This is a genomic window from Nonomuraea sp. NPDC049378, assembly GCF_055586745.1.
Genome location: NZ_JBVJHP010000009.1, coordinates 38,169 through 59,981 on the forward strand (window position 1 = coordinate 38,169; position 21,813 = coordinate 59,981).

Consider the following 21,813-nt stretch of genomic DNA (forward strand, 5'->3'; position numbering starts at 1 on the left):
GCCGGCCGCCCCGTCAGGGGAAGAGGTGGTCCACCACGCGCGCCGTGGCCTTGCCGTCGTCCTTGGGCGCGAACGTGGCGCGGAAGGCGTCGTAACGGTCCGCGTGTGCCGCCGCCACCTCGTCGATCGACCTCAGCGCGTCGATCACCTCGGCCGACGTCGAGAGCACCGGCCCCGGCGCCTGCTCGGGCAGATCGAGGTAGAGGCCCCGCTTCGACGAGTATTTCGCCAGGTCGTAGCCGTAGAACACGATCGGGCGGCCGGTGCAGACGAAGTCGAACATGACCGAGGAGTAGTCGGTCACCAGGACGTCGGTCACCAGAAGCAACTCGGCGATGTCCGGATATGTAGTGACGTCGCGGGCGATGTCGGGGACAGCGGGCATGGCCTGCATCGGGTGGGCGCGTACGAGGATCTCGTGGTCGGCGCCCAGCGCCTCCCTTGCCTTGGCGAGGTCGAGCTTGACCATGGCGTTCTTGCGGTCGTAGTCACGCCACGTCGGCGCGTACAGCACCACCCGCTTGCCCGGGGCCAGCCCGAGACGCTCGCGCACCGCCGCCGCGAGCGCGTCGCGGTCGGGCGAGGTGAGCACGTCGTTGCGGGGCAGGCCGCTCTCCAGCACCTCACCCTTGTAACCGAACGCCTTGCGCAGCACCGGCGTGGCCCACGGCGACTGCGACAGCAGCAGGTCCCAGCCGCGCACCTCCGCCGCCTGCCGGTACCAGATCGGCGGCTTCGGGTCGCGCTGCATGTGGGGCTGGTCGTTGCCGAGGTGCTTGGCCGGGGTGCCGTGCCAGGTCTGCACCACGACCTGGTCCTCGCGGGCGCGGAACCACGTGGGCAGGAACGTGTTGGTGATGATGTGGCGCGACCTGGCCAGCGCCGCGTGGTGCTCGCGGCTGCCGGCACGCACGACGGTCGCGCCGCCCTCCGGCACGAACGCGCCGTCCTTGACGATCCAGATGTGCTCGCGGTCGTCGCCCCGCCGCAGCCGCTCCTCGTAGATGGCGCGGACGCTGTCGGCGTAGAGTCGCCCGTCGTTGACGACGTAGGCGGTCGCGTCCGTCAGGGGCTCGGTGCGCTGGGCCGGGTAGAACACGCGGCGCAGCACGTGGGTGCCCGCCACGCCGCGCTCGTCGGCGGGCCGGTCCTCCTCGACCGTCACCACCGGCACGTCGAACCGCGTGGAGATCATCCGGAAGGTGCGCCCGTCGAACGTGCGCGGGTCCTCGTCGAACGCGGGCAGCGCGGCGTGGTCGACGCGCAGCGGCACGATCTCACCCGAAGGGTGGCGCACCGACATGTTCCAGGTGCCGGACGTCAGCGGCACGGCATCGCCGAACCGGTCCATGGCCGCCGGCTCGACGCGTACGGTGAACGCGTCGCCGGACCGATCCATGGGGATCCAGTAGGAAAGCCCTGACCTGTGCCGCAACGTGAGCGTGCGGGGACCGGGCGCGTCGGGATAGTCGCCGCGCAGGACGAGCACCGGCCCTTCCCAGTCCGCCGAGGTGATCACCGGCCGGATGCGGTGGGCGGAGACGACGACGCGGTCACGCCGGTCGCCGAGCACGGTGATCTCGCGGTCGCCCACGGTCGCGCGGGTCTCGACAAGGTCGGCGAGCATGACCGACGCGGCGGGGTCGCCCTTGGGCTCGACCCAGAGCCGCCGGCCGTCCTTCTCCTGCAGCAGCGCGGGCACGGCCAGCCCGACGACGACCTGCGTGCCGTCGCCCGAGGGCGTGAAGTCGGCGGCGATGCGGTGACCGCCCAGCCTGGCGTGGCCCTTGGTCACCGTACGGCCGGGCAGGGAGATCTTGAGCTCGAGGCGTTCGCCGTCGAGGGACACGCCCTTCAGCTCGGCCCGGTTGGGCTGGAGCACGATCTGCAGCGCCCTGTCGGACGTCCAGACCGGCCTGGCCCACCAGCCGGGCTTCAGCAGGCGCCCGGCCGGGCGCTCGGCCCTGCCGATCGAGAAGCCGCGCAGCAGGCCGGTGGCCCGCGCTCCCCGGCTCCAGAACACGATCTCCGCGCGCCACGTCGTGGCGTCGGGCACGGAGGGCCGGTGGCGCATCCGGCGCCGCACGGCGGACACCGCGCCGCGCACGGCGCCGCGCCAGCGCAGCGACCACGGGCTGAGCTCCGCGGTGAATCCGGACCAGTCGTAGTTGCAGCCGGGCTCGCGCGCCCCGTGGGTGGCCTCGGGGGCGAGGACCCGGCGGGTGCGCATGCGGATGGGCGGCAACCACCGCGGGCCGCGCAGCACCACGGTCGCCCAGTTGAACCTGCGGCTGCGCACGGACAGGCCCGCCAGGTAGGCGAAGCCGGTGACGCGCAGCCTGCCGTCGACCCAGACGATGTCGTCGATGTGGGTCACCGGGACCAGGTCGGAACGGCGCAGCCGGAGCAGGTCGGACGGCAACTCGTCGCTGAAGGGCAGCTCGGCGTACCAGCGCAGGCCCTTGCGGATGCGCTTGGACGGCTCGGCCGCCGCGGCCACGACCGTGGTGAGCGTCTCGCCCTCGACGAGCTCATCGTCGGGGCGGTGCTCGATCAGGTGGCAGATGACGCGGCGCGCGACCGGCAGGTCACGTTTGACGCGCGCGTCGACGCCCGCCAGGTAGGGGCGGATGAGCTGGAGCATCTCGCGCCGGCGCGCCGCGCCTCGTTTGACCGCGAGGTCCATGCGGTTCCCCAGAGGGCCGCTCAGCACCTCGGTGTCGAACGCCGCGTCGCGACCGCCTGGACCGACCGCTCGCATGACCGCTTCGAGAGGCTCGCCACGATCACAAAGATCTTGGACAGCCTTCAGGCGGTCGGCGAGCGAATCGCCGCCCTGGCTTTGGGCTGTAACGCCGGTGGCCATGGGGAGGCACCGCCTTTCGGGCCGCCATCAGTGTTCTGCCCATGGTAATGCGCGTCACATGTCACAGAATCGCCCGTTCGGCGAAAGTGCTGGTCAAGCCGCTTACTGAAAATCCGCTGAACGCCCGTCCCAGCGGGCCAGTCGCATGTCCACCCGCTCGCCGCGCAGCGGAGTGCCCTCCTCGCGCCAGTGAGCCAGGCATCTCCGCAGGTGGTCAGGGGCGGCGCCGCTGCCGTCCGCGTGCACGACCCGCCACCACGGCACGCCTCCGCCCCACGTCGACATCACCGCGCCGACCTGACGCGGACCGCCCTCGCCGAGGTATTCGGCGATGTCGCCGTAGGCCATGACCCTGCCCGGCGGGATGCGCTCCACGAGATCGAGCACCTTCTCCGCGAACGGGTTCATGGAGTCCATGAGGCCGGCCCGGCGTCGATGATCTCGTCGAACTTGCCGATCTCCACCGTGCCGCCGCCCGCCTCGACCTCGATGACGCCGTCACGCAGAGCATAGACCTCGCCGTCCTCGCCCACGAGCCGGGCGCCGAGCGCGGCCGACAACCGCAGGAGCTGTGCCACCTGCCAGTCGGAGCCCGGCTCGCCGATCAGCTGGTCGTCCCAGCGTGCCACCGCGTGCGCGGCGCCCCCGTGACCGGCCACGATCTCGTCAGATCCGCGCAGCTCGAAACCGGCCGGAGCGATGGCCTTCGCGAGCTCCGCGAAGGCGAGTGGTGACTCACGCACCACCCGCAGCTCGTATCCCATGACGGGGGACCATAGCGGATGTTTACTCCTCCCGTCGTACGGAGCCTTTCACTCCTTGCGCTGATTGAGCATGATGATCGCGCCGCAGAACGCCACCAGCGCCACCAGCACGCCGCCGCCGTACAACACCAGGCGGAGCGGGTCGGGCCCCGGAGGCGCCGGGACGGGTGAGTCCTCGCCCTCCCCGAAGTGCTCCATCCCCGGCACGACGCTGCGTTTCGCGCCGGTCAGGCTTCCCGCGGCGTTGAGCGCGGCCGCCGCGTCGACCACGCCGAACCCCGTCTGGTCGTCGTAACCGGCGGCGGGCCGGCCCCTGGCGCTCGACGACAGCGCCTGGGCCACCTGCTCGGGCCGCATCTTCGGATGGAGCGACTTGATCAGCGCTGCCACACCCGCCACGAGCGCGGCGGCCGAGCTGGTGCCCTGCGACATCTCGTAGCCGCTCCTGCGCTTGACCACGGGCACGCCGACGCCGGGCGCCGCGACCATCACCGACAGGTTGTCGCTGCTGAACGTCGCCCGCCTGCCCTGCTTGTCGGTGGCCGCCACGCCGATGACGCCCGGGTAGCCGGCGGGGAAGCTCCAGTAGGAGGTGTCCTCCTTCTTGGCGTAGTCGGTCTGGCCGTCGTTGCCCACGGCCGCCACCAGCACGACGCCCTTGCCGAGCGCGTAGGAGACGGCCTCGCGCTCGGACCTGAGCGGGCCGTAGGAGCCGATCGACATGCTGACGACCTGGGCGCCGTGGTTGGCGGCGTAGCGCAGGGCGCGGGCCAGCGGGCTCTCCCGCGAGCGCCCCGCGTCCGGCGCCGGCGTGGCCATCGTGGGCTCCTCGTCGGTGACCAGGGGCAACGAGAGGATGCGCGCCTCCGGGGCGACGCCGGTGAACCCGCCGTCCTCGCCCGAGCCGGCGATCAACCCGGCCATGGCGGTGCCGTGCCTGCCCGGCGACACCTCGCGGCTCACCGCGCCCGAGGTCATGTCGGGGCCGGCGGTCACGCGGCCCTTGAGCTCTTTGACCTCGCCGTCCACCGCGCTGTCCACGACGGCGACGGTGACGCCCGCGCCTTTGGTGACCGACCAGGCCCGCTCGATGTTGAGCGCGTCCAGCACCCACTGCTGCTGGTCGCGTACGGGGTCGGCGGCGGGTCCCGCCAGGACGAGCAGCGCGGCCGTGAGCGTGCGTACGGCGTTCAGCACACGTTCCCCTGGGTACAGGGCGGCACCTTGGGCGGGTCCGCCAGGAAGTAGGCGATCTGGTTGCCGACCGACCTGGCAGCCGGCCACAACTCACTGTGCAGGATCTCCTCGGGCGGGACCGCGGCCCTGGTGCGCCCGTCGGCGTAGCCCGCCGTCGAGAACACGATGTACGGCCCCGCGCCCACCCAGCCGGTGCGCTGGCGCTGCTGGGGGCCGAAGCGCTCGGTCACCGTGCCGGGGAAGGCGACCGGCAGCACACCGACGCGGTCGTCCTTGGTGAGCTCGTCCGTCGCCGAGACCCTGGACTCCTCGTCCTCCAGCACGGCGACACCGACCGTGATGACGAACGCGGCCGTCTGGTCGGTGTACGTGGCCCGCAGCACGGTGACGCAGCCGTGGCTCCGCAGCACCCCGGCCACGGAGGCGTCGACGCCCTTGCCGCAGTCGGTCTCCGGTGCGATGCCGACGCGCCTGGCGTACTGCTGGGCGCGGTCGAGGCCGACGTACTTCACCTCTTCCGGGAAGACGCCCGTGGCCGGCCACGCCTGCCAGCGCCTGGCGATCTCCTCGTCCTTGTACTGGTTCTGCTCGGCGGCGGTCAGCGGGCGCGAGCGGGTCTCGGCGACCAGCCCGACCGAGCCCAGCAGCACGACGACGGCCGAGACGGCGAGGATGACGCCGAGCAGCACGACGAAGATGCGCCGGTAGCGGATGCCCTGCCTGAGGTCGTCCATCTGGGCGCGCTGCCGGGCCGCCGTGCGCGTGCGGGAATTGGCCGCGGGCCATGCGCGGACGCGTGACCTGCGGCCGGTCGCGGCGCCGAGCGGGTTGCTCCGTCGCTGCGTGGCCTCTCCCCCGGCGCGCGGAAGCCCTGAGGTCGTCCTACGTGCCTTCACCACCGCCTCGTTCCCGCGTTCGCTTGTCTATTTCGTCCCCCTAAGTAGGCGGATCATGCCTCTTGTGAGCTCTGCGCCCGGCGTACGCGCCTGACCAGGACGAAGATGACGGCCAGGGACAGAAGCGCGCCGGCGCCCGCCGCTGCGGCGATGGCGGAGTAGAGCGTCACCTGCCGCTGGTCCCTGGTGATGACCCTGACGGGGCCCGCGTGGCCGCCGGCCAGCGGCTTGGCCGGGTCGTGGGCCTCGGCGCCGGTGGCTGTCTCGGTGTGCCCGGCGAGCTTGCCGGCCTCGGCCAGCGCCCTGGTGGCGTTCACGACGCCGAAGCCGGTGGCGGTGTCGTAGCCGCCGGGCGGGCGGTCGGTGGCGCCGGTGGAGAGGGCGCGGGCGACGAGCGGCGGCGACATATCCGGATATTTCGCTTTAATGAGGGCGGCTACCCCGGACACCAGCGCGGTCGCCTGCGAGGTGCCCCTGCCGACCCAGTATTGGCCGCCAGGGCCCGCGCCCATGATGTCCACGCCCGGTGCGGACACCAGCACCGAGGAGTTGCGGTTGGAGAACGCGGCCCGCCGCAGCCGCCGGTCCGTCGCCCCCACCGAGACGACCCCGGGGAACGCCGCCGGGTAGGAGTAGGGCGCGAAGTCGCCGTCGATCTTGTTGTCGCCGTGGTTGCCGGCGGCGGCCACCAGCACGACACCCTTGGAGATGGCGTAACGGATCGCCGCACGCTCCTGCCGGGTCGCCAGCTCTTTGGAGATCGACATGTTGATCACGTCTGCTCCCTCGTCCACCGCGTAGCGAATGCCACGGGCCACCACGTCCTCGAAGCGCTCGGCGGAGTTGAACTCCCGGAAACCGGGCTCTTCATCCTCGAGGATGACCCTTACCGACAGTACGTGCGCTTCGGGCGCGACGCCGATGATCCCCCGTTTTCCCTCGGGCCCGTGGCCGTGCCCGGCGATCAGCGAGGCCATGTACGTGCCGTGCAACCTGCGTGGAATCACGCCCCGCGGGTTTGCGCCCACAGTGAAATCCTTGCCCACACGGACCGAGCCGGCCAGGTCACGATGGCGACGGTCGACACCGGAGTCGAGCACGGCCACCAGCACCCCCGCGCCCCTGGTCGTGCGCCACGCCTTGGCGAGGTCGAGCGTCTCGATCACCGCCTGCTGGCCGCCCCGCACGTCGTCGGCCCAGACGGGCGGCGTCGCGAGCAACAACGACCCGAGCGCCGCCACCACCGCGCCTCGCCTCAGCACAGCCCCGCCTCTGCCCCGCCTCAGCACACCCACTCCTCGGCCGTGCAGTCGGGCATCCGTGGCGTGCTCAGCTTCGACAGCACGTGCTCGGAGATCTCTGTGGCGAAGGCGAAGATGGCGGGCCGCTGCTCGCCCACGGTGTCGGCGGGGCGCCCGGCCACCTGGCCGGCCGTGGTCAGCACGAGATAGGGGCCCGCCTGGCGCACAGAACCCGCCTGGCGTACGGCAGGCGTGAACCGGTCGGCCACCGTACCGCGAAAGGCCAGCGGCCGCAGCCCGGGCTCGGGTTCGCCGCTGTCGGAGAAGGCGGACTTGGCCTGCAGGGCACCCCGCTCGTCGCGCATGGCCACGACGCCGATCGTCACGAGCACCCCGCGCAGCGCGTCGATGTAGGTCGCCCGCAGCACGCCCCGGCAGCCCGCCGCGCGCAACGCCGTGGCGGCCCCGGCGTCCACGGAGTCCGCGCACGAGGTGTGCGACGAGATGCCGATCCTCCTGGCGCGCTCTCGCCCGCCCTGCTCAGCGGCGTAGGCCAGCGTGGTGGGGAAGATGCGGCCCGTGGGCCAGGCGCGCCAGCGCTCGGCGATCTCGCGCTGGGCCGCCGCGTGCAACTCGGCCGTGCTCGGCCCGCGGGTCAGCTCCGTGCCCGCCGCGCTGCCGGCCACCCCGGCGGCCACCGCGCAGATCAGCGTCAGCGCGGAGGCCGTCACCAGGGTGGGCCAGGGGCGTGCGGAATCCACGGCGAGCGCCCCTTTGAGACCGTCAGTAGCTGGGCAGGCTCGGGTCGACCGTCTTGACCCAGCTCAGCACGCCGCCGCCGACGTGGACGGCGTCGGAGAAACCGGCGTCCTTGACGACCGCCAGCGCCTCGGCCGAGCGCGCGCCCGACTTGCAGTGCAGAACGATCTTCTTGTCCTGCGGCAGCTTCTCCAGGGCCGAGCCGTTGAGGAACTCGCCCTTGGGGATCAGCTTGGCGCCGGGGATGGAGACGATCTCATATTCGTTGGGCTCGCGGACGTCGACGACGTAGATGTTCTCGCCGCGGTCCATCATGCCCTTGAGCTCGAGCGCCGTGATCGTGGAGCCGCTGGCGGCCTCGGCGGCCTCCTCGGAGACCGCGCCGCAGAAGGCCTCGTAGTCGTCGAGCAGCTGCGTGACCGTCGGGTTTTTCCCGCACAGCACGCACTCGGGGTCCTTGCGGACCTTGACGTCGCGGTATTTCATCTCCAGGGCGTCATAGATCATCAGTCGCCCGACCAGCGGATCGCCGATGCCGGTCAGCAGCTTGATGGCCTCGTTGACCTGGATGGAGCCGATCGACGCGCACAACACGCCGAGCACGCCGCCCTCGGCGCACGACGGCACCATGCCGGGAGGCGGGGGCTCCGGGTAGAGGCAGCGGTAGCAGGGCCCGTGCTCGGCCCAGAACACGCTCGACTGCCCGTCGAAGCGGTAGATCGACCCCCAGACGTACGGCTTGCCGAGCAGCACCGCGGCGTCGTTCACCATGTAGCGCGTGGCGAAGTTGTCGGTGCCGTCGACGATGAGGTCGTAGCCGGAGAAGATCTCCATGACGTTTTCCGTGCTCAGCGCCGTGTTGTGGATCACGACGTCGACCAGCGGGTTGATCTCACGGACTGACGCGGCGGCGCTCTCGGCCTTCAGCCTGCCCACGTCGGACTGGCCGTGGATGACCTGGCGTTGCAGGTTGGACTCATCGACCACGTCGAAGTCGATGATGCCGAGGGTGCCGACACCTGCCGCCGCGAGATAGAGCAGCGCGGGCGAGCCCAGGCCTCCGGCGCCCACACACAGCACCTTGGCGTTCTTCAGCCGCTTCTGCCCCGCCATGCCCACATCGGGAATGATCAGGTGACGCGAGTAGCGGCGCACTTCGTCGACGGTCAGCTCTGCGGCCGGCTCGACCAGCGGTGGCAACGACACTTTCTACGCTCCCGTTTGCAGGGGGTCTTATCTCACCTTGAAACCTAGCTGGCGAGTCGGGCATTCCCCAATCGAGTCTCACCGATCAGACGGCGTGCCTCCGCCGCCACGACCTGCGGTGTCTCCATCATCGCCACGTGCCCGGCCGTGGGCAGCAACACCAGCCTGACCTTCCGGAATGTACGGTACGCCTTCGCGGCCATGGCCGGGCGGACCAGACGGTCGTGCCGCCCGTGCACGATCAGGGTCGGCGCCTCGACCTTCGCCGCCTGGCGCCAGAGGTTGTCCTCGCCGAAGCGGAAGTATTCGGCGACGATGCCCCGCGCGGAGGCGATCACGGCCTCACCGGCGTGGGGGAGGTCGTCGCGCCTGCGCTGCTCGTCGACGGCGTCGCGCAGGCGTTCGGGATGGACGGCGTCGGCGTCGGCGTAGACCATGGCGAGCGAGGCGCTGACCCGCTGCTCCGCCGGGAGCAGCCGCATCGTGCTCGCCGCCCACTCGCCCAGCCTGGGCAGCGCGGCGGCGGCCACGCGGACGGGACCGTACCTGGGGAGCAGGTCGGGCAGGGCGGGCGAGATGAGGGTGAGCGAGCGGACCAGGTCGGGACGGCAGGCGGCGACCCTGACGGAGACCGCGCCGCCGAGCGAGTTGCCGAACAGGTGGGCGGGTCCCGTCCGCTCCAGCAGACCGATCACGGCCTTGGCATGGCCCGCGACGGTGTAGTCGCCGTCGGCGGGGACCGGCGAGTGACCCGCGCCGGGGAGGTCGAGGGCGTGGCAGGTGACCTCGTCCTTGAGCTCGTCCATGAGATCGGTCCAGTTGGTCGCCGAACCCGCCAGCCCGTGCACGAAGACGGCCTGCTCCGTCGGGCCCTCCCTGACCGCGTGCGCGTGCGCCGCGCCCGGTCCCTCGCCGTGGGGTGGCCTGGCGGTGGAGGAACCGGCCCAGGTCTCGCCCGGGGCCGGCTGGGTGGATCGGACGTGCACCGAGCCGATCATGCGTCCCGGCCAGTGCGGGACCGGCTCCGCGGTCATCATCGAGCCTCCTTGGTCGCGCTGGAGCGTCTCTTCCCGTCTCCTCAACGATAACCACGCTCTTCTGAGGCAGCCGGCGCCGCGGCGGGCGGGCATGCTGGGCCCGTCGATCTGGACATATCGGCATATACCGCTCCATAGGCATCTAAGGGATCTCATGGCACCCCAAGACTGCGGCAAAAGCCATCGTTTGCCGTTTATGGCAGGCGTGGCTGGAAACCATCAGACCAGCGACACCCAGCGTAATCGCCGTAGCACTTACCGTTAATGGCGGGATCAACGAAGGGGCGGCGACGCCGCGCCCATTCAGGCATGCCCGCCGACGCACGAATGAGTGCCGCCGGTCGATCGCGCCATTCCATCGTGTCGGCGAATACGTGCACCACAAATACCGATCGGGGTATTGCGCCCGCGCGCCCAGGACACCGGACGCCAGGACGGGCAGTATCCGCCATTCCGTGCTGCGATCCTCTGGATAACGGCACAATCGGACATATCATGTCATTTCATTGGATAGATGTTTAAGCCGAGCAATAAGATTGTTAATGCACAGCAAAATAGGGTGATTCCTGTTTGCCCGCCCACAGCCCAGGAAATGACTTTCCACGGATGACTCTTCAGCAGCCGTCCAAGACCTGCTTTCAGGTCACCCGGAAACGTCGAGAACGGGGCAACCGATCCTTTAGGGGGAAAACGCAATGCCCAAGCTCAAGAGTGTTATCGCAGGCCTCGCCCTTAGCACGGCGATGACCGGCGGCGTGGTCGGCCTGGGCGCGACCAGCGCCGAGGCCAACACCCCGGTCCGCTCCGGCCCGTCCGTCGTCACTGGGGACGACGGCGGCTGGGGCTGGGGCTGGGGACACCGGCGTCACCACCGCCAGAAGTGCAAGCGTCACGGCCACCACGGTGGCGGCTGGGGCTGGGGACACCGCCGTCACCACCGCGGCAACATCTGCGTCGTCATCCGCAATGACAACCGCAACGAGAACGGCGAGCGCCGCCACCGCCACCACCACAACCGTGACTGGTGACATCACCGCGAATTGATGGAGCAGGAATGAGCACCCGTTATCCGTGAATGGTCGTCGTACACGGCGACGTGAACACGACCAGCGAATATCGGGCTCATTCTCCGCATCTCGCACGGCACTCCCGGCGAGGGCCCCACTGGCGTCAGCCAGGGGGCCCTCGCTGCATTTGTACGACACATGCTGTGGCAGCCATCCCCACAAAAGCCATACAGGTCTCTACTATCCGGCAAAACTGGACAATTGCGGTTAGTTGGTCATTGATTCGGATATATGTAGACCACGGATGAATCGCTAGCGAGACATCCGATCCCGCTTCCCGCCGATCCTTGTGATCGCAGGAAATGGGAGAACGGGGCAATCGATCCTTTAGGGGGAAAACGCAATGCCCAAGCTCAAAAGTGTTGTCGCAGGCCTCGCCGTCAGCACGGCGCTGACCGGTGGCGTGGTCGCCGCGGGCGCGACCACGACCGCTGCCAGTGCCGCCACCCAGGTCAGCGCGGACACGTCCGTCCTGGCGGGCGGTCACTGCCACAAGCGCCGCTGCGGTTGGGGCTGGGGCCGCGGGGCCCGGTGGGGCGGCTGGGGCAAGTGGGGCCGTCACCGCCACCACGGCCACGGCCGCATCCGGATCGTCATCGTCAACCGGAACCACAACGTCAACCGCTTCGACCACGACCGGTTCAGGTGATCGGGCTCACGCCATAACCTGAGCCCGGTGGCGCGCTCCCTGCGCCACCCCCGGAGTCCGCCAAGGCGATGAACTCCGGTTCACCACAGAGTGCCCGCATTCGCGGCGACCGACGTCCTCCTTTCGGAGTCTCGACGTCCACCCAGCGGATGCGGGCACTTCGCGTTCCTCGTACCGCACTCCGGGAGCCTCCTCGTCGCCGGCGACGAACACCGGACGGGCTGGGGAGCAAGGGCACGAACGGGCGGGCAGCACGGACACACGGGCGGGTCGACGGGCGCGCCTGCCACCGGCGCACACACGAGCAGGCCGACGCACCAGTGGGTCGGGGCACGCAGGCTGTAATCATCACCGCGTGAGCCACCCGCTCACCATCCAGTCCCCTGAGATCCACCCGCGCACGCTGCGTCCCGCCTCGCTTCGGGCGCCGTGCTTCTCGGCCCCTCTTGCTCCGGCACCGTCCCTCGTCCGTGCTCTGGGAACCATGCCCCCGGCCGGAGCCGGGCCGGCGCCCTCGATCGTGCCCATGCCGGTCGCGCGGCCGACATGCCCACCTGCGTGTGCCGGCCGCCTGGGGTGGCTGCGGTGGAAGCGTTGACGCGCGGTGGTGAAGGCCGGCGGCACTGGTCGAGCAGGGCGCTGCGGACCAGGTGGAGCGGCGGGGAACCGGCCCGAGCGGGGTGGGGAGGCGGTCAGGGTGGAGCGGCGGGGAGCTGCCGGGGTGGGGATGTCGGGGTAGGGGATGGCGGGGGTGAGCGGTCGGTGGTGGAGGCGTGGCAGAGAAGTCGAGTGCCCGCATTTGTGGGAGGACGTCGTTTTCTACGGAGAGATGACGTCGATCCCATCAAATGCGGGCACCCCTTCCCATGCAGGAGTACATCGCATTCAGCGGACTCCTACAGTGGCGCAGGGAAATTGCGCCACGGGCTCAGACCATGAGCGAGCCGATCACCTGAACCGGTCGTGGTCGAAGCGGTTGTGGTTGTGGTTCCGGTTGATGATGACGATCCGGATGCGGCCGTGGCCGTGGTGGTGCCGGCGCCACTTGCCCCAGCGGCCCCAGCCCCAACCGCAGCGGCGCTTGTGGCAGTGACCGCCCGCCAGGACGGACGTGTCCGCGCTGACCTGGGTGGCGGCACTGGCAGCGGTCGTGGTCGCGCCCGCGGCGACCACGCCACCGGTCAGCGCCGTGCTGACGGCGAGGCCTGCGACAACACTTTTGAGCTTGGGCATTGCGTTTTCCCCCTAAAGGATCGATTGCCCCGTTCTTTGTGCTCCCGGATAACCAGCAGATACCAGAATGCCGGGAAGCGGCACGGATTCCCCACTAGCGGCTCATCCGCATCCTGCATCTAACCGAGACAATGTCCATCTAACTGGAATTAGCAAGCCTTTTCCGGCCACATCCATCGTCATGGCTTTTACGCCACGCATCATGCAACAGAGCTCTTGGCCCACCACTTGCAAGACGGCAGCGAGGGCCCCGCGACGGATGCCGGCAGAGCCCTCACCAGTGATTGCCGTAGGACCTAGAAACAAAGCTCAGGACCGGCCCGTGCGATGAATGCACGGGCCGTTCCCGAGAGTCGAGAGTTCACCCGGCCAATTCCAGCTCCCCGCGAGCGGCGACCGTACGTGAAAGACGACTCCTCATTTCTGCGCCGTCCGGCGGATCACCCTACTCGTCTTCTGAAGCAGTGGCGGTGATGGTGATCGTCGGAGTCGGAGTCGGACGCGGGAACCTGTTGATGTTGCGGTTCCTGTTGTGGACCTTCACCCTCACATGCATCCTGTGGTGGTGGTGACGGCGCCATCCGCAGCGCCACCAGCCATGGCAGCCACCCGCGACCACGGATGTGCCGGTGTTGACCTGGGTGGCGGCACCAGCGGCGGACGAGGTCGTCGCCGCACCAACGGCGACCGCACCACCAGTCAGGGCCGTGCTGATGGCGAGGCCTGCGATAGCACTCTTGAGCTTGGGCATTGCGTTTTCCCCCTAAAGGATCGATTGCCCCGTTCTCGCGTTTCCCGATAAACAGAAAACAGTCTTGGACGGCTGCTGAAGAGTCATCCACGGAATGTCATTTCCGCCACGAAGGGAGACAAACAGCTATCGCCCCATTTTGCTAGGCATTAACAATGTTATTGCTTCTATTAAACATTTATCCAATGAAATGCTATGAATTATCCGGTTTGTCCGATTCGATGATTGATCATGGCGGCGGGGTTCGTTTTCGACTTCCGCGTCGGGCCGGCGCACGGCCATGGCCAGGCAGGGCCGGCGGTCCGGCGCGCGGTCCCTGACGGGCGTGTGTCCGTCCAGCGCGCACCTGCGCGACGCCCGGGACACCGGCTCCGCCTGAACGTCCCCGCCGCCGGAACCGTCTCCGGCCCGCAGCGCCTCCGGGCACAGGACGAAGACGTCAGGTGGTGAACCTCGAACCCCGGCGACGGGGCACGGCCGCGCGCCGTACACGATGGCGGGCCAGGGCCAGGGTGGGACGGTGCCATCACCGGCCGCCGTCACCGAGGCGAAGGTGCTCGCCGACCGCGGTTCGCCGGTCAACGGCCGCCGTCTGCCGCCGGTGTTGAGCCACATCCGCGACGCCCGCGTCCAGGCGCGCTGCCAGAGCGAACCAGGTTCCGCTGTCGAGGCGGCCTGCCACGTCGACAGGTAGGGCGCGTCCCGGCCCGCGCTCAGGCGGCTCCTCGGCCCGGGTGGAGCGCTACGCGGACTTGCGGGTCTTGCGCTTGGAAGCGGCCTTGTCCTCGTCCTTCGACTTGCCGCCGGCCTTCTTCTGCTTGGCCGGTTCGCCTTCGCGTTCCTTCTTGGCCGCCTCGACACTCGCCCTCAGCGCGGCCATGAGGTCCACGGCGGGTCCCGCTTCTTCCTCCTCGCGGGCGGCGACGACCTCCTTGCCCGCCACCTTCGCCTCGATGACCTGCTGCAGGGCCTCGCGGTACGTGTCGTGATACTCGCTCGGGTCGAAGTCGGACTCCATGGTGGTGATCAGCGACTCGGCCATCTTGAGTTCCTGCGCGCGTACCTCTATGTCCTCTTCCAGGAACGGGAAGTCGGGTGTGCGGATCTCGTCGGGCCAGAGCATCGTCTCCAGCACGAAGATGCCGTCCCTGACCCTCAGCGTGGCCAGCGACTCCCGCTGGCGCAGGGCCACCTTGACCACGGCCACCTGGCCGGAGCTCTCCAGGGCGTCGCGCAGCAGCACGTACGGCTTCGCCCCCTGCGCGTCGGGCTCCAGGTAGTACGACTTGGCGAAGTAGATGGGGTCGATCTGGTCCGCGGGGGCGAACTGGAGCACGTCGATCCGGCGCGAGCTGCTGAGCGGCAGGTCCTCGAAGTCCTCGTCGGTCAGCACGACCACCTCGCCGGTGGCGAGTTCGTACCCTTTGGCGATGTCCGAGTAGGGGACTTCTTCGCCGTCGACCGTGCACACGCGCTTGTACCGGATCCGCCCGCCGTCCTCGCGGTGCACCTGGTGGAACGTCACGTCCTTCTGCTCGGTCGCCGAGTAGAGCTTGACCGGGATGGTGACCAGCCCGAAGGAGATCGCACCTTTCCAGATGCTGCGCATACGCAACTCCTCAGCACTCAACGGTCCACCGATGGGCACATACCCGTCATGGGGCAACCAATGCCATACCCGGTCGAACCGATGTTGGCTGTGCCCGGGGAACTACCCTCTGATCGCGACATGTACGGGCTTGAGGTCAAGTGGGATGGCATCCGGGCTCTCGTACACATCGAGGACGGCGTACGGGTGACGGGGCGGCATGGGGTCGAGTACACGCGGCGCTATCCGGAGATTTCGGGCTTTGGGGTCAAGCACGCGATCATCGACGGCGAGGTCGTGGCGCTGGACCCGCAGGGCCGGCCCAGCTTCGTCCGGCTGCAACACCGGATGCACCTGACCGATCCCGACCCGGCCATGCTGAAACGGTATCCCGTCACGTACATGCCGTTCGACCTGCTCTATCTCGACGGCATGCCCCTCTTCGACCTGCCCTACCGCGACCGCAGGGCACTCCTCGACGAGCTGGACATCGGTGCGCCCCCGTACTTCCCCGGCGACTCCGACCTGCTGTCGGCCACGTACGAGCAGGGTCTGGAGGGTGTGGTCGCCAAGCGGCTGGACGCGCCCTACCGGCAGGGCACCCGCTCACCGTGGTGGGTCAAGGTGAAGAACCTGAGCACCAGGGAGGTCGTGATCGGCGGCTGGAAGCCCGGCAAAGGCCGCCGGTCCGGCGGGATCGGGTCGCTGGTCATGGGGATGTTCACCGGCGCAGGCCTGACGTACGTGGGACACGTCGGCACCGGGTTCACGGACGCCGTACTGGACGATCTCCACGGGAGGCTGCGCCCGCTGGAGGTCGCGCGCAGCCCGTTCTGCAACGAGGTTCCGTGGCGGAACCGGTGGGTTAGGCCTGATCTCGTCGGGGAGGTGGCTTACACGATGTGGACCGAGGAGCAGCGGCTGCGGCACCCCGTGTGGCGCGGGCTGCGCCCCGACAAGCTCCCCTCGGAGGTGACGCCATGAAGGTGCCGGTCAAGGTCGACGGGCGCGAGCTGGCGCTGAGCAACCTGGACAAGGTGCTCTATCCCGACTACGGCTTCACCAAGGCCGAGATCATCGACTACTACAGCCGCATCGCCCCTGTCCTGCTGCCGCATCTCGCGGGCAGGCCCCTGACCGTCAAGCGGTTCCCGAACGGCGTCACCGGCCAGTCCTTCTTCGAGAAGAACGCCCCTGACCACACCCCCGACTGGGTCAGGCGGGTCAACCTGCCCGCGCCCGGCAGCACCAAGAACCGCGAGAGCATCGACTTCGCCGTCGTCGAGGACCTGCCCACGCTCGTCTACTACGCCAACCTGGCCGCGCTCGAACTGCACGTTCCCCAGTGGCGCGTCGACGACGACGGCGAGGCGCTGCCGCCCGACACGCTCGTGTTCGACCTCGACCCCGGCCCGCCCGCCACGATCGTCGAGTGCTGCCGGGTCGCGCTCATGCTCCGCGAGGTGCTCAAGGGCGAAGGGCTCGTCGCGGTGCCGAAGACCAGCGGCAACAAGGGCATGCAGCTGTACGCCGAGTGGGACTGCCGCGAGGAGCCCTCCGCCTTCGCCAAACGGCTGGCACAACTCCTGGAGAAGGAGCATCCCCAGGAGGTCGTCAGCGTGATGGCGAAGAAGGCCAGGCCGGGCAAGGTGTTCATCGACTGGAGCCAGAACAGCCCGGCCAAGACGACCGTGGCGCCCTACTCGCTGCGGGCCAGGGAGCGGCCGACTGTCTCGACCCCCCTGTCGTGGAAGGAGGTCGAGGACTGCGAGCGCGCCGAGGAACTCGTGTTCACGGCGCCGGACGTACTCGCCCGAGTGGAGAAACGCGGCGACCTTTTCAGCCGGGCGTAGTCTGGACGCGTCCGCACCAAGAGGGGGACCGACATGTCAGAGATGGACATACGCGGGGACGCGAGCACCTACGAAGAGGAAGAGGAGCGTTTCTCGATCGAGACGCCCGAGGCCGACGCGGCCGAGCAGCAACGTGAGATCCGCCCCGTCGGCAGGCTGCGCAGCGAGCTGCCGCTCGACGTCGATCCCGCCGACGCGGCCGACCAGGACCGCGTCGTGGAACTCGACGATGACGACTATCGCTGAGCCGGTGCCGGTGAGCCGGCTCCACGGCTATGACCTGTGCGATGGCGGCTCGTCTGTGACCGTTGTCACCGAGGGCCCGTTGACGCGCCCGTAGGATGTCCGCACAGCCCCGCTGAGAGACCTATGGAGACCCGCGTGACCGCAACCCCGGACGCGAAGCCCCGGGGCACCCGGCTGCCCCGACTCGCCCGACGCCGGCAGCTGCTGAGCGCCGCGCAGGAAGTGTTCGTCGAGAACGGCTACCACGCGGCCGCCATGGACGAGATCGCCGACCGGGCAGGCGTCAGCAAGCCGGTGCTCTACCAGCACTTCCCCGGCAAGCTCGAGCTCTATCTGGCGCTGCTCGACCTCCACGTCGACGACATGGTCAACCGCTGCCGCGAGGCGCTGGCCTCCACTCAGGAGAACAAACTGCGCGTGCAGGCCACGTTCAGCGCGTTCTTCGACTTCGTCTCCACCCAGGGCGAGGCGTTCCGCCTGGTCTTCGAGTCCGATCTGCGCAACGTCGCGCCGGTGCGGCAGCGGGTGGAGCGGTCGCTGCGCGAGTGCGCCGAGATGGTCAGCGCGGTCATCCAGGAGGACACCGGGTGCACCAGCGACGAGGCGCACCTGCTCGGCGTCGGCCTGGTCGGCATGGCGGAGGTGAGCGCCCGCTACTGGGTCACCACGCAGGGCTCGATCCCGAAGGACGCGGCCGAGCAGCTCATGGCTCGGCTCGCCTGGCGCGGCATCAGCGGTTTTCCGCGTACGGCATAACCCGTTCGCTGGGCGCGATCGCCGGCGGTGCTCGCCGGGACGAGCGGTCACCATTGGGGTGAGCCAGCCCCGTCGACTAGGGAGCCAGGATGGAAATCAAGATCGGCGTGCGTTCCGTGCACCGCGAGCTCGTTGTCGAGACCGACCTCACCGCAGAGCAGGTGGAGGAGGAGATCAGAAACGCACTGTCGGTCGAGCGCGGCGTGTTCGCCCTGACCGACGTCAAGGGCAGGCGCATCGTCGTGCCGGTCGCATCGCTCGGGTTCATCGAGATCGGTGAGGACGAGTCGCGGCCGGTCGGGTTCGGCGGCACGCTCTAAAGGCTTGTGAGCGGGGTGCGGCGCACGCGCCGTGCCCCGCCTCCCCCTCACCCACGTGCGCGGCTCCGCCATGCCCGCACCGGTTTGGCTCGGCTCCCGGCTCAGCCCTGCGCGGGCGGCTTGCCGATCAGGCAACCCCGGGGCCTGCGCGGCCGGGGCACGGCATCTCGCCTGGGCTCCGTGGCCGGGCAGGCCGCGCTCTGTCTCCGCAGCACCGCCCGCGGTGTCCAGCGGGCCGGCTCACATCTCGTCAAGATACTGCCGTAGCGGCGCGAGGCCCTCATGTCTGGCACGGTACAACCGTTGCGTGCCCTTGCGCCGCCCTATGCGGGCAACGCGCCTGCCTCAGATGCCCATGGCCGCCATACGCTTGTTGTGCGCCTCGGTCAACTTCGCGAAAAGTCGGGATATATCCGTTTGGCCCTCGCCGGCCGACTCCATCAACAGCAGCGCCAGCTCCGGCCGGGCCGAGGCCACCTGCTGGCCCTGGCTGAGCGCCTCGCCGACGAGCCGTCGCGCCCACAACGCCAGCCGCCCGCTCGCCGCCGGGTCCGCCTGGATGCCCGCCCGCACCCCTTCGACCGCGAACTTCGACCGGCCCTCGTCCACCAGCACCTCGTCGACCAGCTTGGCGATCGACGGGTCGAGGTGCCTGGCCGCCTCCCGGTAGAAGTCGAGCGCGATGCCATCTCCCACATACGTCTTGACCAGCGCCTGCAGCCAGTCGGCCGGCCTGGTCTGCGCGTGCCAGGCGTCCAGCGCCGCGACGAACGGCGTCATCGCCTCGGCGGGATCGGCGCCCAGTTCGGCGAGCCGGTCGCGCAGCAGGCGGAAGTGGGCGAATTCGGTGACGGCCAGCTCGCTGAGCGCCGCCCGGTCGGCGAGAGAGGGCGCAAGAGACGCGGCGTCCTCGGTCATCCGCGCGTGGGCGCTCAACTCCGCGTAGGCCAGCACACCGAGCAGGTCGACGACTCCAGGAGACTCCTTCATAACAAGGCAGCGTACTTGGGGGAATCTTCGGGAACATACGTAAGCTCGGTCAGCGTTGTGGTATCGAGTACACTGCTCTGTGAAAGTGCGACCGCACTGTGTAAATTCGGGGGGTTTCCCCCGATTGACCCCCGTTCCCCGGGTGCGCGGTCGCTGATGACGCGAGAGGGCTGGCTCTACCGCGCGGACCCACGACACGGGGGCTGTTTTCCGCCCGTCGGTCCCGGCAGGCCCGCCTTCATTTGAGACTGAGGCAGGCCACGCTGACGACTTTCCGAGACCTCGGAGTCACACCAGAGATCGCCGATGCCCTTGAGACCGAGGGCATCGTCGCACCGTTTCCCATCCAGGAAATGGCACTCCCGCTCGCGCTGAGCGGCCAGGACCTCATCGGTCAGGCACGCACGGGCACGGGAAAGACCTACGCGTTCGGCATCGCCATGCTGCAAGGCATCGGCAAGCCGCGCAAAAACCGCAAGAAGCCGCGCGGGCTGGTCGTCGTACCGACCCGCGAGCTGGCCGTCCAGGTCAGCGAAGACCTCGTCACCGCCGCGGGCAAGCTCGGTTCCCGGGTTCTGACCGTTTACGGCGGGCGGGCGTACGAGCCGCAGATCGAGGCGCTCAAGGCCGGGGTCGACGTCATCGTCGGCACCCCCGGCCGCCTGCTCGACCTGGTCAAGCAGAAGCATCTCGACCTGAGCCAGGTCACCACCCTCGTCCTCGACGAGGCCGACCGGATGCTCGACCTCGGCTTCCTGCCCGACATCGAACGGATCTTCAAGCTGATCCCGGCGCAGCGGCAGACGATGTTGTTCTCGGCCACCATGCCGGGCGAGATCGTCGCGCTGTCGCGCAAATACCTCAACCGCCCGACACACGTACGCGCGGAGCTCGAAAGCGGCGAGGGCGAGACCACGCCGCTCACCCGCCAGCTCGTGTGGCGTGTCCACCGCATGGACAAGATCGAGATCCTCGGCCGGCTGCTGCAGGCCGAGGGCCGCGGGCTCACCATGGTCTTCTGCGAGACCAAGCGAGCCTGCGACATGGTCGCCGAGCAGCTCGACACCCGCGGCTTCGCGGTCGCGGCCGTGCACGGCGACCTCGGTCAGGGCCAGCGCGAACAGGCGCTGCGGGCGTTCCGCAACGGCAAGATCGACGTGCTGGTGGCCACCGACGTGGCCGCCCGCGGCATCGACATCGACGACGTCACCCACGTGGTCAACTACGACTGCCCCACCGACGACAAGACCTACGTGCACCGCATCGGCCGCACCGGCCGGGCCGGGCGCACGGGCATCTCGGTCACGTTCGTGGAGTGGGAGGAGCTGACCCGCTGGAAGATGATCAACCAGATGCTCGGGCTCGACTTCGCCGAACCCGAGGAGACCTACTCCACCTCGCCGCACGTCTACACCGAGCTCGACATCCCCGAGGGCACCAAGGGCGTCCTGCCGCACGCGAGCCGCTCGCGCGCGGGGCTGTCCGCGGAGCGCATCGAGGACCTCGGTGAGACCGGCAGGATCCGCGGGCGCGGCGGCCGCCGCCGCGACGAGCGCGAGGAGCGCCCCGCCCGCACGCCGCGCCAGCGCCGCCGCACCCGCGGCGGCAGGGAGCTGGCGGAGACCGCACCCGCCGAGACGACGGAGGTCGAGCCCGTGAAGGCCAAGACGGAGGAGACTCCCGCCATCTTCTCGCCGGACGAGATCCAGGCCGCCGAGCCGAAGCGGAGCCGCACCCGCAGGGGGGCGGCGTCCACGGCGATCGAGCAGGCGCTGGCCGATTCGCCGGAGGCGCCGGCGAAGCCCACCCGCTCACGCCGGTCCGCCAAGCCCGAGGCCGACACCGGGTCCATCACCGGGCCCATCACCGGGCCCATCACCGGGCCCGGCACCGGTGCCGGCACCCGCTCGAAGCGCGACGCCGGAGCCGAGTCAGCGCCGGTCGCTCCCGCCGCGCCTGTCAGCGAGCCCATCACCGGGCCCACTACCGGGCCCACTACCGCACCCACTACTGGGCCCGAGCCGGTGACGCCGGCCGCGGGCGAGCCGAGCTTCCTGTCGACGCCGCCGCCACCGGCGCGCAAGGAGCCCGACCGCATCATCCCGCCGAGCCCGTTCGCGGTGATCTTCCAGTCACCCGATCTGGCCACGGACGACGACGACATCGCCCCGTCCGCGGCGACCGAGCGCAAGCAGCAGCGGCGCCAGTCCCGTGGCGGCAACGGCGGTGGCGGCAACCGCCGCCGCACCGGCTGAGGAGGCGACGCGAGAGGCGCGCACCCCGAGCGGGTGCGCGCCTCTCGCATGCCGGGCGACGGGCCGTAAGGGCCCCTCATACGATGCCGCAGCGCACCCGCCGAGATGACCCCGCCCACGTACGCAGGCGGCCCCAGGA

Annotated in this window: 22 protein-coding genes; 9 read left to right on the forward strand and 13 right to left on the reverse strand. The window is 69.6% G+C overall.

All coding sequences use genetic code 11. The features are described from left to right. Nucleotides 1–13: 13 nt before the first annotated feature. The 9 genes from ACZ6SA_RS20350 to ACZ6SA_RS20390 all read right to left on the reverse strand — a co-directional run bounded on the left by ACZ6SA_RS20350 (nucleotide 14) and on the right by ACZ6SA_RS20390 (nucleotide 9,966). Entirely contained in the window at nucleotides 14–2,761 is a 2,748-nt protein-coding gene (locus tag ACZ6SA_RS20350; protein ID WP_347646426.1) for a CDP-glycerol glycerophosphotransferase family protein, read from the reverse strand. Between the two features lie 207 nt (nucleotides 2,762–2,968). Beyond that, nucleotides 2,969–3,283 carry an MGMT family protein gene (locus tag ACZ6SA_RS20355; RefSeq protein ID WP_347646425.1) on the reverse strand — a complete coding sequence of 105 codons (315 nt, stop codon included), beginning with the start codon at nucleotides 3,281–3,283 and terminating at the stop codon, nucleotides 2,969–2,971. Further along, the gene (locus ACZ6SA_RS20360; RefSeq protein ID WP_347646423.1) at nucleotides 3,271–3,630 is read right to left on the reverse strand and encodes a hypothetical protein; all 360 of its coding nucleotides are present in this window, start codon (nucleotides 3,628–3,630) and stop codon (nucleotides 3,271–3,273) included. Before ACZ6SA_RS20360 ends, ACZ6SA_RS20355 begins: the two co-directional genes overlap by 13 nt. 48 nt (nucleotides 3,631–3,678) lie before the next feature. Next, on the reverse strand, nucleotides 3,679–4,827 hold the full coding sequence (locus ACZ6SA_RS20365) for a S8 family peptidase (protein ID WP_347646422.1): 1,149 nt from the start codon (nucleotides 4,825–4,827) through the stop codon (nucleotides 3,679–3,681). After that, nucleotides 4,821–5,723 carry a hypothetical protein gene (locus ACZ6SA_RS20370; RefSeq protein ID WP_347646421.1) on the reverse strand — a complete coding sequence of 301 codons (903 nt, stop codon included), beginning with the start codon at nucleotides 5,721–5,723 and terminating at the stop codon, nucleotides 4,821–4,823. Before ACZ6SA_RS20370 ends, ACZ6SA_RS20365 begins: the two co-directional genes overlap by 7 nt. 53 nt (nucleotides 5,724–5,776) lie before the next feature. Then, on the reverse strand, nucleotides 5,777–6,985 hold the full coding sequence (locus ACZ6SA_RS20375; protein WP_347646420.1) for a S8 family serine peptidase: 1,209 nt from the start codon (nucleotides 6,983–6,985) through the stop codon (nucleotides 5,777–5,779). A 20-nt stretch (nucleotides 6,986–7,005) separates the two neighbouring features. After that, a complete protein-coding gene (locus ACZ6SA_RS20380) occupies nucleotides 7,006–7,725 on the reverse strand; it encodes a hypothetical protein (protein ID WP_347646419.1) in 720 nt (239 codons plus the stop codon). A 22-nt stretch (nucleotides 7,726–7,747) separates the two neighbouring features. Next, nucleotides 7,748–8,929, reverse strand: a complete 1,182-nt coding sequence (gene moeZ / locus ACZ6SA_RS20385; RefSeq protein ID WP_347646418.1) for an adenylyltransferase/sulfurtransferase MoeZ — start codon at nucleotides 8,927–8,929, stop codon at nucleotides 7,748–7,750. A 44-nt stretch (nucleotides 8,930–8,973) separates the two neighbouring features. After that, entirely contained in the window at nucleotides 8,974–9,966 is a 993-nt protein-coding gene (locus ACZ6SA_RS20390; RefSeq protein WP_347646417.1) for an alpha/beta fold hydrolase, read from the reverse strand. A 695-nt stretch (nucleotides 9,967–10,661) separates the two neighbouring features. Between ACZ6SA_RS20390 and ACZ6SA_RS20395 the strand changes: the two genes are divergently transcribed. Both ACZ6SA_RS20395 and ACZ6SA_RS20400 read left to right on the forward strand, forming a co-directional pair. Further along, on the forward strand, nucleotides 10,662–10,994 hold the full coding sequence (locus tag ACZ6SA_RS20395; RefSeq protein ID WP_347646416.1) for a hypothetical protein: 333 nt from the start codon (nucleotides 10,662–10,664) through the stop codon (nucleotides 10,992–10,994). A gap of 382 nt (nucleotides 10,995–11,376) precedes the next feature. Continuing rightward, nucleotides 11,377–11,682, forward strand: coding sequence for a hypothetical protein (locus tag ACZ6SA_RS20400; protein WP_347646415.1), 306 nt, complete (start codon nucleotides 11,377–11,379; stop codon nucleotides 11,680–11,682). A gap of 948 nt (nucleotides 11,683–12,630) precedes the next feature. On the opposite strand, the gene ACZ6SA_RS20405 is transcribed toward ACZ6SA_RS20400, so the two are convergent. Then, nucleotides 12,631–12,915, reverse strand: coding sequence for a hypothetical protein (locus tag ACZ6SA_RS20405; protein ID WP_347646414.1), 285 nt, complete (start codon nucleotides 12,913–12,915; stop codon nucleotides 12,631–12,633). Nucleotides 12,916–13,360: 445 nt separating this feature from the next. Then, nucleotides 13,361–13,666 (reverse strand): hypothetical protein, encoded by a 306-nt coding sequence (locus ACZ6SA_RS20410; protein WP_347646413.1) that lies wholly within the window; start codon nucleotides 13,664–13,666, stop codon nucleotides 13,361–13,363. A 520-nt stretch (nucleotides 13,667–14,186) separates the two neighbouring features. Here ACZ6SA_RS20410 and ACZ6SA_RS20415 point away from each other — a divergent pair. Then, nucleotides 14,187–14,360, forward strand: a complete 174-nt coding sequence (locus ACZ6SA_RS20415) for a hypothetical protein (RefSeq protein WP_347646412.1) — start codon at nucleotides 14,187–14,189, stop codon at nucleotides 14,358–14,360. Nucleotides 14,361–14,408: 48 nt separating this feature from the next. On the opposite strand, the gene ku is transcribed toward ACZ6SA_RS20415, so the two are convergent. After that, nucleotides 14,409–15,275: a non-homologous end joining protein Ku gene (gene ku, locus ACZ6SA_RS20420; RefSeq protein WP_347646411.1), complete on the reverse strand. Its 867-nt coding sequence runs from the start codon at nucleotides 15,273–15,275 to the stop codon at nucleotides 14,409–14,411. A gap of 120 nt (nucleotides 15,276–15,395) precedes the next feature. On the opposite strand from ku, the gene ligD (ACZ6SA_RS20425) reads away from it, so the two are divergent. From ligD (ACZ6SA_RS20425) to ACZ6SA_RS20445, 5 genes are all read left to right on the forward strand, one after another. Further along, a complete protein-coding gene (gene ligD / locus ACZ6SA_RS20425) occupies nucleotides 15,396–16,238 on the forward strand; it encodes a non-homologous end-joining DNA ligase (protein WP_347646410.1) in 843 nt (280 codons plus the stop codon). Beyond that, nucleotides 16,235–17,107 carry a non-homologous end-joining DNA ligase gene (gene ligD / locus ACZ6SA_RS20430; RefSeq protein ID WP_347646409.1) on the forward strand — a complete coding sequence of 291 codons (873 nt, stop codon included), beginning with the start codon at nucleotides 16,235–16,237 and terminating at the stop codon, nucleotides 17,105–17,107. The genes ligD (ACZ6SA_RS20425) and ligD (ACZ6SA_RS20430) overlap by 4 nt, the downstream gene beginning before the upstream one ends. Nucleotides 17,108–17,140: 33 nt before the next feature. Next, complete coding sequence (locus ACZ6SA_RS20435) at nucleotides 17,141–17,353, forward strand: hypothetical protein (protein WP_347646408.1); 213 nt, start codon at nucleotides 17,141–17,143, stop codon at nucleotides 17,351–17,353. 135 nt (nucleotides 17,354–17,488) lie between these two features. After that, nucleotides 17,489–18,109, forward strand: coding sequence for a TetR/AcrR family transcriptional regulator (locus ACZ6SA_RS20440; protein WP_165975053.1), 621 nt, complete (start codon nucleotides 17,489–17,491; stop codon nucleotides 18,107–18,109). Between the two features lie 89 nt (nucleotides 18,110–18,198). After that, a complete protein-coding gene (locus tag ACZ6SA_RS20445; RefSeq protein ID WP_347623185.1) occupies nucleotides 18,199–18,429 on the forward strand; it encodes a DUF3107 domain-containing protein in 231 nt (76 codons plus the stop codon). A gap of 345 nt (nucleotides 18,430–18,774) precedes the next feature. On the opposite strand, the gene ACZ6SA_RS20450 is transcribed toward ACZ6SA_RS20445, so the two are convergent. Continuing rightward, nucleotides 18,775–19,419, reverse strand: a complete 645-nt coding sequence (locus ACZ6SA_RS20450; protein ID WP_347646406.1) for a ferritin-like fold-containing protein — start codon at nucleotides 19,417–19,419, stop codon at nucleotides 18,775–18,777. Nucleotides 19,420–19,772: 353 nt separating this feature from the next. On the opposite strand from ACZ6SA_RS20450, the gene ACZ6SA_RS20455 reads away from it, so the two are divergent. Then, a complete protein-coding gene (locus ACZ6SA_RS20455) occupies nucleotides 19,773–21,674 on the forward strand; it encodes a DEAD/DEAH box helicase (RefSeq protein ID WP_465829581.1) in 1,902 nt (633 codons plus the stop codon). The last annotated feature ends 139 nt before the right edge of the window (nucleotides 21,675–21,813 follow it).

Excerpts from the sequence above, each read along its gene's own strand:
- ligD (WP_347646410.1), top strand. The coding sequence starts at position 15,396 with ATGTACGGGCTTGAGGTCAAGTGGGATGGCATCCGGGCTCTCGTACAC.
- ku (WP_347646411.1), bottom strand. The coding sequence starts at position 15,275 with ATGCGCAGCATCTGGAAAGGTGCGATCTCCTTCGGGCTGGTCACCATC.
- ACZ6SA_RS20450 (WP_347646406.1), bottom strand. The coding sequence starts at position 19,419 with ATGAAGGAGTCTCCTGGAGTCGTCGACCTGCTCGGTGTGCTGGCCTAC.
- ACZ6SA_RS20455 (WP_465829581.1), top strand. The coding sequence starts at position 19,773 with ATGGCACTCCCGCTCGCGCTGAGCGGCCAGGACCTCATCGGTCAGGCA.
- ACZ6SA_RS20360 (WP_347646423.1), bottom strand. The coding sequence starts at position 3,630 with ATGGGATACGAGCTGCGGGTGGTGCGTGAGTCACCACTCGCCTTCGCG.
- ACZ6SA_RS20395 (WP_347646416.1), top strand. The coding sequence starts at position 10,662 with ATGCCCAAGCTCAAGAGTGTTATCGCAGGCCTCGCCCTTAGCACGGCG.
- ACZ6SA_RS20445 (WP_347623185.1), top strand. The coding sequence starts at position 18,199 with ATGGAAATCAAGATCGGCGTGCGTTCCGTGCACCGCGAGCTCGTTGTC.
- ACZ6SA_RS20400 (WP_347646415.1), top strand. The coding sequence starts at position 11,377 with ATGCCCAAGCTCAAAAGTGTTGTCGCAGGCCTCGCCGTCAGCACGGCG.
- ligD (WP_347646409.1), top strand. The coding sequence starts at position 16,235 with ATGAAGGTGCCGGTCAAGGTCGACGGGCGCGAGCTGGCGCTGAGCAAC.
- ACZ6SA_RS20405 (WP_347646414.1), bottom strand. The coding sequence starts at position 12,915 with ATGCCCAAGCTCAAAAGTGTTGTCGCAGGCCTCGCCGTCAGCACGGCG.
- ACZ6SA_RS20355 (WP_347646425.1), bottom strand. The coding sequence starts at position 3,283 with ATGGACTCCATGAACCCGTTCGCGGAGAAGGTGCTCGATCTCGTGGAG.
- ACZ6SA_RS20350 (WP_347646426.1), bottom strand. The coding sequence starts at position 2,761 with ATGCGAGCGGTCGGTCCAGGCGGTCGCGACGCGGCGTTCGACACCGAG.
- ACZ6SA_RS20410 (WP_347646413.1), bottom strand. The coding sequence starts at position 13,666 with ATGCCCAAGCTCAAGAGTGCTATCGCAGGCCTCGCCATCAGCACGGCC.
- ACZ6SA_RS20435 (WP_347646408.1), top strand. The coding sequence starts at position 17,141 with ATGTCAGAGATGGACATACGCGGGGACGCGAGCACCTACGAAGAGGAA.
- ACZ6SA_RS20390 (WP_347646417.1), bottom strand. The coding sequence starts at position 9,966 with ATGATGACCGCGGAGCCGGTCCCGCACTGGCCGGGACGCATGATCGGC.